Annotated in this window: 12 protein-coding genes; 5 read left to right on the top strand and 7 right to left on the bottom strand. The window is 62.3% G+C overall.

Going from position 1 to position 13,164, the window contains the following annotated elements; translation table 11 throughout:
* Window positions 1–85: 85 nt before the first annotated feature.
* Complete coding sequence (cysS, locus tag NHAM_RS07605) at window positions 86–1,534, bottom strand: cysteine--tRNA ligase (RefSeq protein WP_011510000.1); 1,449 nt, start codon at window positions 1,532–1,534, stop codon at window positions 86–88.
* Window positions 1,535–1,792: 258 nt separating this feature from the next.
* Here cysS and NHAM_RS07595 point away from each other — a divergent pair, with 258 nt between their 5' ends.
* Together NHAM_RS07595 and NHAM_RS07590 are read left to right on the top strand one after the other, a co-directional pair.
* Window positions 1,793–2,113, top strand: a complete 321-nt coding sequence (locus NHAM_RS07595; RefSeq protein ID WP_011509999.1) for a hypothetical protein — start codon at window positions 1,793–1,795, stop codon at window positions 2,111–2,113.
* 278 nt (window positions 2,114–2,391) lie between these two features.
* A complete protein-coding gene (locus NHAM_RS07590) occupies window positions 2,392–3,504 on the top strand; it encodes a DUF2865 domain-containing protein (protein WP_011509998.1) in 1,113 nt (370 codons plus the stop codon).
* A gap of 115 nt (window positions 3,505–3,619) precedes the next feature.
* Here the strand turns inward: NHAM_RS07590 and NHAM_RS07585 are convergent, their stop codons facing one another.
* From NHAM_RS07585 to rpiA, 6 genes are all read right to left on the bottom strand, one after another.
* On the bottom strand, window positions 3,620–5,371 hold the full coding sequence (locus NHAM_RS07585; RefSeq protein ID WP_011509997.1) for an NAD+ synthase: 1,752 nt from the start codon (window positions 5,369–5,371) through the stop codon (window positions 3,620–3,622).
* Between the two features lie 106 nt (window positions 5,372–5,477).
* Entirely contained in the window at window positions 5,478–5,831 is a 354-nt protein-coding gene (locus NHAM_RS07580) for a diacylglycerol kinase (protein ID WP_011509996.1), read from the bottom strand.
* A gap of 1 nt (window position 5,832) precedes the next feature.
* The gene (locus NHAM_RS07575; RefSeq protein ID WP_011509995.1) at window positions 5,833–7,221 is read right to left on the bottom strand and encodes a class II 3-deoxy-7-phosphoheptulonate synthase; all 1,389 of its coding nucleotides are present in this window, start codon (window positions 7,219–7,221) and stop codon (window positions 5,833–5,835) included.
* Window positions 7,222–7,534: 313 nt separating this feature from the next.
* A complete protein-coding gene (gor, locus tag NHAM_RS07570; RefSeq protein WP_011509994.1) occupies window positions 7,535–8,920 on the bottom strand; it encodes a glutathione-disulfide reductase in 1,386 nt (461 codons plus the stop codon).
* An 18-nt stretch (window positions 8,921–8,938) separates the two neighbouring features.
* A complete protein-coding gene (locus tag NHAM_RS07565; protein WP_011509993.1) occupies window positions 8,939–9,448 on the bottom strand; it encodes a DUF2059 domain-containing protein in 510 nt (169 codons plus the stop codon).
* A 22-nt stretch (window positions 9,449–9,470) separates the two neighbouring features.
* Entirely contained in the window at window positions 9,471–10,169 is a 699-nt protein-coding gene (gene rpiA / locus NHAM_RS07560) for a ribose-5-phosphate isomerase RpiA (RefSeq protein ID WP_011509992.1), read from the bottom strand.
* Between the two features lie 319 nt (window positions 10,170–10,488).
* Between rpiA and NHAM_RS07555 the strand changes: the two genes are divergently transcribed.
* From NHAM_RS07555 to moaA, 3 genes are all read left to right on the top strand, one after another.
* The gene (locus tag NHAM_RS07555) at window positions 10,489–11,184 is read left to right on the top strand and encodes an HAD family hydrolase (protein ID WP_011509991.1); all 696 of its coding nucleotides are present in this window, start codon (window positions 10,489–10,491) and stop codon (window positions 11,182–11,184) included.
* Window positions 11,185–11,332: 148 nt separating this feature from the next.
* Entirely contained in the window at window positions 11,333–11,803 is a 471-nt protein-coding gene (locus tag NHAM_RS29255; RefSeq protein ID WP_011509990.1) for a hypothetical protein, read from the top strand.
* Between the two features lie 115 nt (window positions 11,804–11,918).
* On the top strand, window positions 11,919–12,950 hold the full coding sequence (moaA, locus tag NHAM_RS07545) for a GTP 3',8-cyclase MoaA (protein ID WP_011509989.1): 1,032 nt from the start codon (window positions 11,919–11,921) through the stop codon (window positions 12,948–12,950).
* Window positions 12,951–13,164 lie beyond the last annotated feature (214 nt).

Genomic DNA, 13,164 nt, shown 5'->3' with positions numbered 1-13,164 from the left:
CCGCGCATCCATCCCATAAAAACCGAAAGATCATCATCGTTTCTGATGGATTGCCGGGTCGAGCCCGGCAATGACAAGTGGAAATTCATCGCGCGATCTCCCATGTCGTCTCCGGCTTGCCGTCGGCGTCCTTGCCGTCCTTCAGCACGACGCCCATGGCGGCGAGTTCGTCGCGGATGCGATCGGATTCCTTGAAGTCTTTTCGCGCGCGGGCGGCGGCGCGATCTGACAGCAAATGGGCAACCAGATTCGAATCGACCAAAATCACTTGGGGATCGGTCTCCAAGTATTCTCGCTTGGTTCTACCGAGCAAACCCAACATCACCGCGGACACCTTGAGCTTACGCTTAGCATCAATTTGCAATTGTCCGGATTTTCCTATTCTGCTGGCGGCAATTGCATGGAGTCGCGTAACCGCAGCCGATGTGTTGAGGTCGTCTCCCAGAAATGCACTGACCTCTCTGTCCACTTCACCAATCGCCTCAGTATCGTCACCAACAATATCGTACCAAGAATCGAGAATTCTTTTGCTTTCCTCGAGAGCATCGACAGTCCAGTCGATCGGCGATCTGTAGTGAGTCTTTAGCATCGCGAGCCGCAATACTTCACCCGGCCACTTCCGCCCGCCAAATTTCTCCGTTGTCAGCAACTCGTTGATGGTGAAGAAGTTGCCCAAACTCTTCGACATCTTCTCGCCTTCGACCTGCAGGAAGCCGTTGTGCATCCAATAGTTGGCCATCGTGTGCGTGCCGTGGGCGCAGCGCGATTGTGCGATCTCGTTTTCGTGGTGCGGAAAGATCAGGTCGAGGCCGCCGCCGTGGATGTCGAAGACGTCGCCGAGATAGGCCGCGCTCATCGCGGAGCATTCGATGTGCCAGCCCGGCCGTCCCCTGCCCCACGGGCTGTCCCAGCCCGGCTCGTTCTCGGACGACAATTTCCACAGCACGAAGTCGGCCGGATTCCTCTTGTGCGCGTCCACCGCAACCCGCGCGCCCGCCTTCTGCTCCTCCAGCCTGCGGCCCGACAGCGCGCCGTAGTCCGGCATCGACTGCACATCGAAAAGCACTTCGCCACCGGCCTCATAGGCGTGGCCACGTGCGATCAGTTGCTTGATCAGCGTCACCATGTCGGCCCGGCCGTCATCGCGCGGCAACACGAATTCGGTGGCGCGCGGCTGATGGGTCGGCGGCAGGCAGCCGAGCGCGGCGACATCGGCCTGAAACTGCTCGGCGGTCTTTTCCGTGACCTTGCGGATCGCCTCGTTCAGCGGCAGGCCCGGAAAGTCCCGCGCCGCGCGGTCGTTGATCTTGTCGTCGACGTCGGTGATGTTGCGGACGTAGGTGACGTGGTCGGTGCCGTAGATGTGCTGCAGCAGCCGGAACAGCACGTCGAACACGATGACCGGCCGTGCATTGCCGATATGGGCGAAGTCGTAGACCGTCGGACCGCAGACATACATCCGCACGTTCGATGGATCGATCGGGATGAAAGCCCGCTTCTCCTTGGTCAGGGTATCGTAAAGACGCAGTTCCATGGAATCCCGCTCCAAACAGCCGGGCGTCCAGTGATCTCTTGTGAGAAAAGACGGCCTCAGCCAGCGAATCGCTAGCGCATAATCTCGCGACAAATGCCACAAATGGCGAGGAGACCGTTCATTCCGATACCATGAAACAGCCTGGGGTGCGGCGTCAAGGCCACGCCCCACAAACGCCTCATTTCGCCGCGAAATCGCCCCGGCTCGTCGTGGCTCCCGCGGCTCACAACCACGACGTTCTCCATTTTCCGGTACACGATGCGTATTATCGCCGTAATTCTGGCAGGCATGTTTCTCACAGGCATGGCTCTCTTCGCGGGAGCCGGCGCATGGGCCGACAGTCGCGTTTTCGTCATCGCCAACCAGGCCGACGGGTACGGTATCGACCAGTGCCTCGCCCAGGGCGAGAAGTGCGGCGCCCACGCCGCGCACTCCTATTGCCGGTCACGCGATTTTGCGCAGGCCACCGCTTACAGGCGCGTCAAGCCCGAGGAGATGACCGATTCGATTCCGGGGTCCACAGGCTCCTGTCGGCACAGCGGCTGCAACGAATACGTCGCGATCACCTGTCAGCGCTGACCCGATCCGCATGGGAAAGCCGGTATCGCTCTGAGACGCCACACTCGCGCCCCGGAAACGACGTGACGCTGCCGCGAGAAGCGGATATGACATGGCCACGCTGTCGAACGGCCGCCACAGTAATGCATTCGGCCTGTGCCATCAGCGTCTTGCGACGCAATCAGGCTCGCCCGGATTGCGTAAAATGTCACCGCGATGGGCGGGCCTGCGTTCGGAAGACAACCCCTCTTCGTAGAGCAGTTTGCAGCATCGCCCCGGGATCGCTCTGATGGCGGATCATGCCTGACCTTTTGTTTGCTCGCCGCACGATGCGGATTTTGGCCTGCGCCGCCGCCCTCGGCGTCGCGGCCCCTGCCGCCGACGCGCTGGCGCAGGGCGCTCCGCCAGGCGTCAATCCGATGTGCCCGCGGCTCGAGGCGCAACTCGCAAGCATCGACCGTGCCGGCGTCGATCCAGCGCGAGCCGGCCAGATTCGCCGCTATGAGGATTCCGCACGCCGGCAACAGGCCGAACTCGAACGCGTAACCGCGCAAGCCAGGCGCATGGGCTGCGACAGTTCGGGGTTCTTCCAACTGTTCAACGGCCAGTCGGCGCAGTGCGGACCGGTCAGCCACCAGATCCAGCAAATGCGGGCCAATCTCGAGCAGCTCACCACCAGCCTGGAGCGGCTGCGAGCCGGCAGCGGCGCCGGCAACCCCGACCGCGACAATCAGCGCCGCTCCGTGCTGCTGGCGCTGGCACAGAACGATTGCGGCCCGCAATATGCCGCAGCCGCGCGGAACTCGGGCTCCTTCTTCGACGACCTGTTCGGCAACCACTCCGACGTTCAGGCGATCCCACCGCCGGTCGATTCGGGGGGCGTGCAATCCGGGACGTACCGGACCGTCTGCGTCCGTTCGTGCGACGGTTTTTACTTTCCGATCTCGTTCGCCACCGTTCCGAGCCGGTTTCCCGACGACGAGCGGACCTGCAAGAACCTTTGCCCGGCGGCGGACGCCACCCTCTATGCCTATCGTAATCCCGGCGAAGACATGCATCAGGCCGTCTCGATCAACGGACAGCCTTATTCGTCGTCGCCGAACGCATTCAAATACCGTCAGGAGTTCAATCCGTCGTGCTCGTGCAAACCGGCGGGCGAGACCTGGGCGGAGGCGCTGAAAGGACTCGACGACAAGGCGGCGGCGGCGCAGCAGGGTGACATCATCGTCACGGAAGACGGTGCCAGGAAGATGTCTCAGCCGGCCAGCGGCAAAGGTTCGCAAAAGAAGGACACAACCGCGACGACCTCCCCTGGGCCCAAGGCCACCCCCGCCGGTGCAGCGCCGACCGATACGACACCACCGAACAGGCCGATCCGTTCGGTCGGACCAACGTTCATACCGGCGCAATAGAGCATGATCCCGAAAAGTGGAAACCGGTTTTCGGATAAGATCATGCTCAATCAAAAGGATAAAACCAGAGTCTGATTCAACGCAGTTGAATCAGACTCTGGCGTCTTCTACGCCGTCATCCCTCAAAGGCTTCCGCCGAAACCGTCCCCGACCGCGAGACGAGGTCTTCATCCGGCTTCGGCAACGGTTTGCCGGAATCGCGAAACCGGTTGGTGATCGGATAGCGGCGGTCGCGGCCGAAATTCCTGCGTGTGACCTTGACGCCCGGCGCCGCCTGCCGGCGCTTGTATTCGGCGACGTTCAGCAAGCGATCGATTCGAGCGACCATGTCGCGGTCGAATCCCTCGGCGACGATCGACGCCAGCGGCTCCTCCCGCTCGATCAGCCGCTCGAGAATCGCGTCGAGCACATCGTAGGGCGGCAGCGAATCCTGGTCGGTCTGATTCTCCCGCAGTTCCGCCGTCGGCGGCCGGGTGATGATGTTGACCGGGATCACCTCTCCCGACGGGCCGAGCGCACCGTCCGGCTTCCATGCGTTGCGCAGGTTGGACAGCCGGAATACCTCGGTCTTGTAGATATCCTTGATCGGATTGAAGCCGCCGTTCATGTCGCCGTACAGCGTCGCGTAGCCCACCGACATTTCCGACTTGTTGCCGGTGGTCACCACCATCGCGCCTAGCTTGTTGGAGATCGCCATCAACAGCGTGCCGCGGGCACGCGCCTGCAAATTTTCTTCGGTGATATCGCGCGGGAGCCCTGCGAAGGTGCCCGAGAGAACCTCCTCGAAACCGTTCACCGCAGGCGCGATCGGCAGTACCTCGTAGCGAATGCCGAGTGCCTTTGCGAGCGTCGCCGCGTCGTCGAGCGAGACCTGCGCCGTGAAGCGGAACGGCAGCATGACGCCGCGGACGCGCTCCGCCCCGAGGGCATCGACGGCGATGGCCGCGCACAAGGCCGAGTCGATACCGCCGGACACGCCGAGCAGGACGCCCGGAAATCCGTTCTTGTGGACGTAGTCGCGCAAGCCCAGCACGCACGCGGCATAGTCGGCCTTGTCGCCGTCGATCTGGGGCGCCACCGGCCCCGCGCACCGCCATCCCGCCGCGGACTTGGTCCATTGCAGCGTGACGAGACTTTCCCTGAAGGCCGGAAGCTGGGCGGCCAGCGAGCGATCAGCATTCAGCACAAAAGACGCGCCGTCGAACACCAGCTCGTCCTGACCGCCGACCTGATTGAGATAGACCAGCGGCAAATCGCTCTCGGTCACGCGCGCCACCGAGATCGACAGCCTGATGTCGCTCTTGCCTTTCGCATAGGGCGAGCCGTTGGGAACGAGGAGAATTTCCGCGCCGGTTTCCGCCAGACACTCGACGACGTTCTCGTACTCGGCGGATTCTTCGACCCAGGTGTCCTCGCAGATCGGCACGCCGATCCGCACGCCGCGAATTTTCAAGGGTCCCCCGACCGGTCCTCTCGCGAACACGCGTTTCTCGTCGAATACGCCGTAATTCGGCAAATTGACCTTGAAGCGGATCGCAGCGACCCGCCCGCCATCCAGCAACGCATACGCATTATAGAGTTTGCCGTCGTCCACCCATGGGGTGCCGATCAGCACCGCCGGTCCGCCGTCGGAGGTCTCGCGCGCGAGAGTCTCGACCGCCTCGCGGCACGCCGCCTGGAACGCAGGCTTCAGGACCAGATCCTCGGGCGGATAGCCGGCGATGAACAATTCCGGAAGCGCCACCAGCGCAGCGCCGTCGGCCTTGGCCTGGGCGCGCGCGACGCGAGCTTTGGCCGCATTGCCGGCAATGTCTCCGACCGTCGGATTCAACTGGCCGAGCGTGATCTTGAAGGTGGTTTCGGTCATGAACGCATGTGCCCTCAGGCCTCGCCTTTCTGCAATTGTCACGCTTATAGCGGTTTCGCGCGAAGTGGGCACCGGTTCGGCGCAAGAAAACACATCCAATCAAAACCTAAAGGAGGCCCATGCGTTCAGCGATGGCACTGCCCCAAACCAGACCGGCGATGAGTAGCACCACGCCGACCGCAGCCGAGCCCATATCCTTGATGTGCCCGATCTGCGGATCGTGATCGGTCGTCAATCGGTCCGACAGTTTTTCGACCGCAGTATTCAAAAGCTCAACCGCCAGAAGCAGCAGGACCACCACCACGAGTTCGACGCGGCGGACCGCTGTTGCTCCGACAAGCCACGCCAGCGGCAGCGCCAGCAGAAGCGCGAACAATTCCTGCCGGATGGCCTGTTCGGAACGAATGGCAAAGATCAATCCATTCCAGCTATTGATGGTGGCGCGCCAGAAGCGCAACACCTCAGAAACCTGCGACCGCGGGGATCGGCTTGACCTTGCCTTCCCGATCGTGCCTGAGCAGTTCGGCGATCAGGAATGCCATGTCGATCGACTGCTCGGCGTTCAGGCGCGGATCGCAGACGGTGTGATAGCGGTCGTTGAGGTCTTCGTCCGTAATCGCGCGCGCGCCGCCGATGCACTCGGTGACGTTCTGCCCGGTCATCTCCAGATGAACGCCGCCGGCGTGCGTGCCTTCCGCGGCATGAATGCTGAAGAACGACTTGACCTCCGACAGGATGCGGTCGAACGGGCGGGTCTTGTAACCGCTGGTCGCGGTGATGGTATTGCCGTGCATCGGGTCGCACGACCACACCACAACGCGGCCCTCGCGCTGCACCGCGCGGATCAGTTGCGGCAGGTAATCGCCGATCTTGTCCGAGCCGAAGCGGCTGATGAGGGTCAGACGCCCCGGCTCGTTGTCCGGATTGAGCACGTCGATCAGCTTCAACAGTTCATCCGGCTTGAGCGACGGGCCGCACTTCAGGCCGATCGGATTCTTGATGCCGCGGAAATATTCGATGTGGCCATGGTCGAGCTGACGGGTGCGATCACCGACCCAGATGAAATGGCCCGATGTCGCGTACCAGTCGCCGGTCGTGGAATCGATCCGCGTCAGGGCCTCCTCGTAGCCGAGCAGCAGCGCCTCGTGGCTGGTATAGATATCGGTCGCCCGCAGTTCCGGATGGCTTTCGAGGTTGAGCCCGCAGGCGCGCATGAAATTGAGCGCGTCGGAGATACGATCGGCCAGTTCCTTGTACCGCCGCGACTGCTGGGAATCCTTCAGGAAACCAAGCATCCACTGATGCACGCTGCCGAGATTGGCGAAGCCTCCGGTCGCGAAGGCGCGCAGCAGGTTCAGCGTCGCCGCCGATTGCCGATAGGCCATGAGCTGACGGTGCGGATCCGGCGTTCGCGACTGCGCACTGAACGCGATGTCGTTGACGATGTCGCCGCGATAGCTCGGCAATTCGACGCCATCGACCTTTTCGACCGGCGAGGAGCGCGGCTTGGCGAACTGACCGGCAATGCGGCCAACCTTCACCACCGGCAGCGCGCCGGCATAGGTCAGAACCACCGCCATCTGCAGCAGCACGCGGAAGAAGTCGCGGATGTTGTTGGCGCCGTGTTCGGCGAAGCTCTCGGCGCAGTCGCCACCCTGCAGCAAAAAAGCCTCGCCGTTTGCGACTCGGGCCAGGACTTTCTTCAGATTGCGCGCCTCACCGGCAAAAACCAGCGGCGGAAACGCGGCAAGCTGCGCCTCGACTTCACCCAATGCCTTCGCGTCCGGATAAACCGGAATCTGCTGCACCGGCTTGGTGCGCCAGCTATCGGGTGTCCACCGCTCGGACATGAGATCAACTCCTGAGCAAAAACAGTCGCTTAGAGCACGATCCCGAAAAGTGGAAACCGGTTTTCGGATAAGATCATGCTCAATCAAAAGGATACGGTTGGAGTCTGATTCAACACAGTTGAATCAGACTCCAACCGGTCGTGAAGGGCCGGTATATATACAGGCTGGCCGAGCCGCGCCAGTTGGAGTTAAGTCTTACCGTACAAGAGCTTGCGGCAAAAGCAGAATTCGCATTTGCCGGATTGCCGGGAGCGCCTTCGGAACTACGGCGGCGGCCGGATCGGTCACTTAGGAAAGCCTGCAGGAGAAGCCTTCACTCCGCCGCTTCGCGCACGTAGCGCGCGGTCGGCGTCCGCATCGTCACCAGTTCTTCGGCCGCCGTGGGGTGCAATGCCATCGTCGCATCGAAGTCGGCCTTGGTCGCTTTCATCCTGATCGCAATGCCGAGAACCTGCACCATCTCAGCGGCGCCATCGCCGACGATGTGGCAACCCAGCACGCGATCCGTCGTCGCATCCACGACAAGCTTCATCAGGATGCGGGTATCGCGACCGGACATTGTCGCCTTCATCGGCCGGAAGGTCGTCTTGTAGATATCGACGTTGGTGAACTGCACGCGCGCCTGCGCCTCGGTCAGGCCCACCGTGCCGACCTCGGGTTGCGAGAAGACAGCGGTCGGAATGTCCGCATGGTCCACGCGCGTAGGCTTGTTACCGAACACCGTATCCGCAAACGCGTGGCCCTCACGGATGGCAACCGGCGTCAGGTTGAAACGATGCGTGACATCGCCGACCGCATAGATGTGCGGCACGTTCGTTTGCGAAAAGCCGTCAACGGCGATGCCGCCGTTGTTCGGATTGATGGCGACGCCCGCGTTCTCGAGGCCGAGATTTGCAACGCTCGGATGCCGGCCGATCGCGAACAGCACCTGATCGGAGGCAACGCTCGACCCGTTCGATAAATGAGAGGTGAATTCGTCGCCATGCCTATCGATCCTGTCGACGGTGCAGCCCGTCAGGATCGTGATGCCGTCTTTTTCCATCTCCGCGCGAACGTGGGCGCGAACATCGTCGTCGAAACCGCGCAGGATATTATCGCCGCGATAGATCAGCGTCACATCGCTGCCGAATCCGGCAAAGATGCAGGCGAACTCGAGCGCAATATATCCGCCGCCCTGGATCGCAATCCGCTTCGGCAACTCCGCAAGGTGAAACACCTCGTTGGAGGATATCACGTGCTCGATGCCGGGAATGGCCCGCCCGTGATTGGGCGCGCCGCCCGTTGCGATCAGCACATGCTTCGAGCGGATGGTTTCGCCCGTCGCCAGCCGCAGCGTGTGCGGATCCTCGAACACCGCCCTCGTCTTAACGACGCGCGCTCCCGCCTTCTCGACATTGGAGGTATAGGCCGCCTCTAACCGGGCGATCTCCTTGTCCTTGTTGGCGATCAGCGTCGGCCAGTCGAACCTCGCGGACGGGATCGACCAGCCGAAGCCGGCGGCATCTTCGATGTCGTGGCGGATGTGAGATCCATAGACCAGCAGTTTCTTCGGCACGCACCCCCGGATGACGCAGGTGCCGCCCATCCGGTACTCTTCGGCAATCATGACGCGCGCGCCATGTCCGGCGGCGATGCGCGCGGCGCGAACGCCGCCCGACCCACCACCTATGACGAACAAATCGACGTCGAAATCAGCCATGCCCGGACTCGGTCGGACTCAGATTTCCTTGCCGCGCTTGCGCATTTCCGCGCGAAACGCTCCGTTCACCACGTCCGCGAACTGATGCGCCCACTGGTTCATGAATCCCATGCTCGCCTCGATCGCCTTGGGCTCCTGCGCGATCAACTTCTGTCCCAGCGGAGACTTGTAAAACGTGACCAGGTCCTTCAACTCCTGCTCGGTGAAGTGGCCGGCATAAATCTTCGCCATGCCGTCACCGATCTCCTTTTCGCGACCCGCCAGCGACTTGGCAACGATCAGGGCAACCTCATTGAGATCCTTTTGATAGTTCAAGTTGGATTGAAGCAGCGTGGTCTTGGTCCGCTCGACCATTCCCGGGACGGCGTTCGCGTACATCGCGTCCGCGTGCTTCAGCGTCAGAAGTTCCCTGGCCGATGCGATTGCGGCGGCTGTCGGTTGCGCGGACTGCTGCGCATGGACGCTGCCTGAGAACACCAGCGCCAGGGCAAGGCAAGCCGCCGGCAGAAACCTTGAAAGACCCTTCATCTCAATTCTCCTGGTTGCGGCGCTACCGCCGCTCAACAACGCGAATTCCCTGTGCGCCCGCCAACATCGCCACACGCGCGAGGCCAATGAACAGGCCGTGCTCGACGACGCCAGGTATCGGATTCAACAGCCCGGCCAGATGGGATGCATCGGGTATTTGCCCGAGGTGGGCATCGAAAATCCAGTGGCCGCCATCGGTGACGAAAGCAAGGCCGTCCGGCCCCTTTCTGACGACCATCTGACCGGAAGCGCCGGCTTTCGTAAACGCCTCGGCAATGGCGCGTCGCGTCGCCGCGAGCCCGAAGGGGATGACTTCGATCGGCAGGGGAAAGCGGCCGAGCCCCGCCACCCACTTTGTCTCGTCCGCGATCACGATCATGCGCTCCGACGCCGCAGCCACGATCTTCTCGCGCAGAAGCGCGCCGCCTCCACCCTTGATCAGATTCAGATCGGGATCGATTTCGTCGGCGCCATCGACCGTCAGATCGAGCCGGTCGAGGTCGTCCAGCGTGGTCAGAGGAATGCCGCACCGCTCCGCGTCGGCTCGCGTTGCTTCGGATGTCGGCACGCCAACAACCTTTAGCCCGTCCCGAACCCGCTCACCCAAAAGCTCGACAAAGTGCTTGGCGGTGGATCCCGTTCCAAGACCCAGCCTCATGCCGTCCTCGACATATTCAAGGGCACGCGCCGCAGCCTGTCTTTTCAATGCATCCAATGTCATGAGGGCCTCGATCTTGCGCAGCCTCGCCTTGTCCGGCGAAGCATCTCCATGGGGGTTCGGAAGTTCGGTGAAGCGAAGTCCCGGACCTGCATCATAATTATGGGGTTATGGGGTTGCTGGCGGCCCCTTTGATTCCGATGTTCGCGTCAAGGGTTGCCGCAAAGACATGTCGGCCGGGACACTAGCGTTGTTTGGCCGTACAGGGCAATCGGCCGTTTTCCGACCGCCTCCATGTCGGCGCCCGAATGTCGGCATCCGACCAGGTCCGCACTTCGCCCTTGCATGCCCGACGGGAGGCGGGTACCCATCCGCCATCATGATGTCTTCTCCCCCTCCCCTAGTCGTGTTCGACCTCGACGGGACGCTAGTCGATACCGCGCCCGATCTCGCCGCCGCGCTCAACTTCGTTTTGGACCGCGAAGGCCTGCGCACGGTGTCGTTGCCAACCGCCCGCTCGATGATCGGCGCGGGGGTTCGCCGCATGATCGAACGCGGCCTTGAACATGAGGATCGCGCCGCGACGCCGGATGACGTCACGCGGATGATGGGCGACTTCGTCGACTACTATACGGCGCATATCGCCGACGCATCGCGTCCGTTTGAGGGACTCATCGAGGCGCTCGACGACCTGTCGGCGCGAGGATACCGTTTCGCGGTCTGCACCAACAAACTGGAATCGCTTGCCAAGCTGCTGCTTGACCAGTTGGAATTGAGTCCGCGGTTTTCTGCGATCTGCGGAGGCGACACCTTTGGCGTATCCAAACCGGATCCGGCGATCCTACAGCAAACGATCGCGCACGCGGGCGGAAGCATGAAGGCCGCCGTCATGGTGGGCGATGCAGGCCCCGACATAGGGGTGGCGCGCCGAGCCGGGATTCCGGTCATCGGGGTCACGTTCGGCTATACCGAGGTCCCGATCGCGGAACTCAAACCCGATCGCCTCATCGGCCACATGAGGGAGTTGCCGGACGCCGTCGCCGCGCTGCAGGCCGCGGCGCTGAACGTAACCGGCTGATTAGCCTCCAGAATCCGCTCGTCCTCACGGTTATTAACCGTCCGTTAACAATTGCGATCACCGCCATTGCGGCGGTCTCGGCACACTTCTATGGTCCCGCGCGGGGAATGCGGCGGTTCGCCGCATTCAAGCGACGGATTGATCGATCATGCGCCGGTTTATCGTGATTGCCGCAGCAAGCGTTAGCCTGGCCGGCTGTTCTTCATCTTCGCTCGATGCTTTCAAACCCGCACCGCGAACGGTAACGGTCCAGTTGGACTCGGTTCCATCGGGCGCAGACGCCCGGACTTCGCAGGGGCAGTCCTGCAAAACCCCCTGTTCAGTGGAGGTTCCCGCCGCCGAAGGCTTCAGCGTCTCCTATACGCTGGCCAATTATCAGCCTTTGACAGTGCCGGTGCAGGTGACGCATCAGCCCGGCGATTTGACATCCGCCGCAACCACGACGGTCGATCCCAACCCGGTGGTCGGTGAACTGCAGCCAGTGACGCCGCCAAAGCCGGTGCGGAAAAGGCCGCGCAAACCGCGCGCACCAAAGGCTGCTCCGGCGGCCGCCTCGCCCACGGCGGCCTCGCCTTTCCCTGACCCAGCCGCCGCTCCTGCGCCTGCCCCGGAGCGTTAACCTCTTGCGCGCTGCAGCAATCCAAACCCCGGCGCATTGCGCATTGTATGCGAGCTACAACGCGCCTACATTGCGGGACAGGTATCACTTACGCCGTTGCGACAAGGCAAATTGAATGACCGGTCTTTCTACCCTCACCGAGGCTTCGGACTCCCGGAAAATGGTCGACCCGTATGGCCGGACCATCAGCTATTTGCGCGTGTCGGTCACGGATCGCTGCGATCTTCGCTGCTTCTATTGCATGTCCGAGGACATGACGTTTTTGCCGAAGGCTGATCTGCTCACGCTGGAAGAGCTCGATCGTCTGTGCTCGGCATTCATCGCCAAGGGCGTGCGCAAGCTGCGGCTGACCGGCGGCGAGCCGCTGGTTCGCCGCAACGTGATGTCGCTGATACGCTCCTTGTCCCGCCACCTCGGGACCGGGGCGCTCAACGAACTGACGCTCACGACGAACGGATCGCAACTGGCCCGTTTTGCAGCCGAGCTGAAGGATTGCGGCGTGCGGCGGATCAACGTGTCGCTCGATACGCTCGACCCGGCCAAGTTTCGTGAGATCACGCGCTGGGGAGACATCCAGAAGGTCATGGCCGGCATCGACGCCGCGCAAGCCGCTGGCCTCGCCGTCAAGATCAACGCTGTCGCGCTCAAAAACCTGAACGACCACGAAATTCCATCTCTGATGGAGTGGGCGCACGGCCGAGACATGGCACTGACCCTCATCGAGGTCATGCCGATGGGCGATATCGGCCAGTCCCGCGCCGACCAGTACCTGCCGCTGTCCATGTTGCGCGCGCGACTCGCCGGCCAGTACACCCTCACCGACGTCGATGACAGTACAGGCGGCCCCGCCCGCTACGTCAAGGTCAACGAAACCGGCGGGAAGCTTGGCTTCATCACACCGATGACCCACAATTTCTGCGAATCTTGCAACCGCGTCCGCATCACCTGCACGGGCACCCTGCATACCTGCCTCGGCCATGAAGACGCCTCGGACCTGCGGCGGCCGCTCCGCGCATCCGCCGGCGACGAACTGCTGTATGAGACGATCGACCGCGCCATCGGCCTCAAGCCGAAAGGTCACGACTTCATCATCGACCGTCACAACCGCCCGAGCGTAAGCCGGCACATGAGCGTAACCGGCGGATAAGGCCGCAGAGCCTGTTTTCGTGACGGCCCGGCCGCTCGGCCCCCCTTAAAAAATATTACCAAACGTCCGATTGACGGCGGCAATGTCGCGCTGGAATGGTGCGCTTCATAGTAGCTGCCGAAGGTCCGCTGCGGCGAAGCCCGCAGTATCGCTATTGCGGCTTTCGCGCGCGATGCAGGTTCTGGAGCCCCGCCTCCTTAATCGCGGTCGGCTG

The sequence above is a fragment of the Nitrobacter hamburgensis X14 genome, assembly GCF_000013885.1.
GTDB classification, from domain to species: domain Bacteria; phylum Pseudomonadota; class Alphaproteobacteria; order Rhizobiales; family Xanthobacteraceae; genus Nitrobacter; species Nitrobacter hamburgensis.
Note: the sequence above shows the minus strand (reverse complement) of the source record. Positions and strands in the feature narration are given on the sequence as shown.

What these genes read in the sequence shown, in the direction of transcription:
- cysS (WP_011510000.1), bottom strand. Translation starts at nt 1,534, where the DNA reads ATGGAACTGCGTCTTTACGATACCCTGACCAAGGAGAAGCGGGCTTTC.
- NHAM_RS07595 (WP_011509999.1), top strand. Translation starts at nt 1,793, where the DNA reads ATGCGTATTATCGCCGTAATTCTGGCAGGCATGTTTCTCACAGGCATG.
- NHAM_RS07590 (WP_011509998.1), top strand. Translation starts at nt 2,392, where the DNA reads ATGCCTGACCTTTTGTTTGCTCGCCGCACGATGCGGATTTTGGCCTGC.
- NHAM_RS07585 (WP_011509997.1), bottom strand. Translation starts at nt 5,371, where the DNA reads ATGACCGAAACCACCTTCAAGATCACGCTCGGCCAGTTGAATCCGACG.
- NHAM_RS07575 (WP_011509995.1), bottom strand. Translation starts at nt 7,221, where the DNA reads ATGTCCGAGCGGTGGACACCCGATAGCTGGCGCACCAAGCCGGTGCAG.
- gor (WP_011509994.1), bottom strand. Translation starts at nt 8,920, where the DNA reads ATGGCTGATTTCGACGTCGATTTGTTCGTCATAGGTGGTGGGTCGGGC.
- NHAM_RS07565 (WP_011509993.1), bottom strand. Translation starts at nt 9,448, where the DNA reads ATGAAGGGTCTTTCAAGGTTTCTGCCGGCGGCTTGCCTTGCCCTGGCG.
- rpiA (WP_011509992.1), bottom strand. Translation starts at nt 10,169, where the DNA reads ATGACATTGGATGCATTGAAAAGACAGGCTGCGGCGCGTGCCCTTGAA.
- NHAM_RS07555 (WP_011509991.1), top strand. Translation starts at nt 10,489, where the DNA reads ATGTCTTCTCCCCCTCCCCTAGTCGTGTTCGACCTCGACGGGACGCTA.
- NHAM_RS29255 (WP_011509990.1), top strand. Translation starts at nt 11,333, where the DNA reads ATGCGCCGGTTTATCGTGATTGCCGCAGCAAGCGTTAGCCTGGCCGGC.
- moaA (WP_011509989.1), top strand. Translation starts at nt 11,919, where the DNA reads ATGACCGGTCTTTCTACCCTCACCGAGGCTTCGGACTCCCGGAAAATG.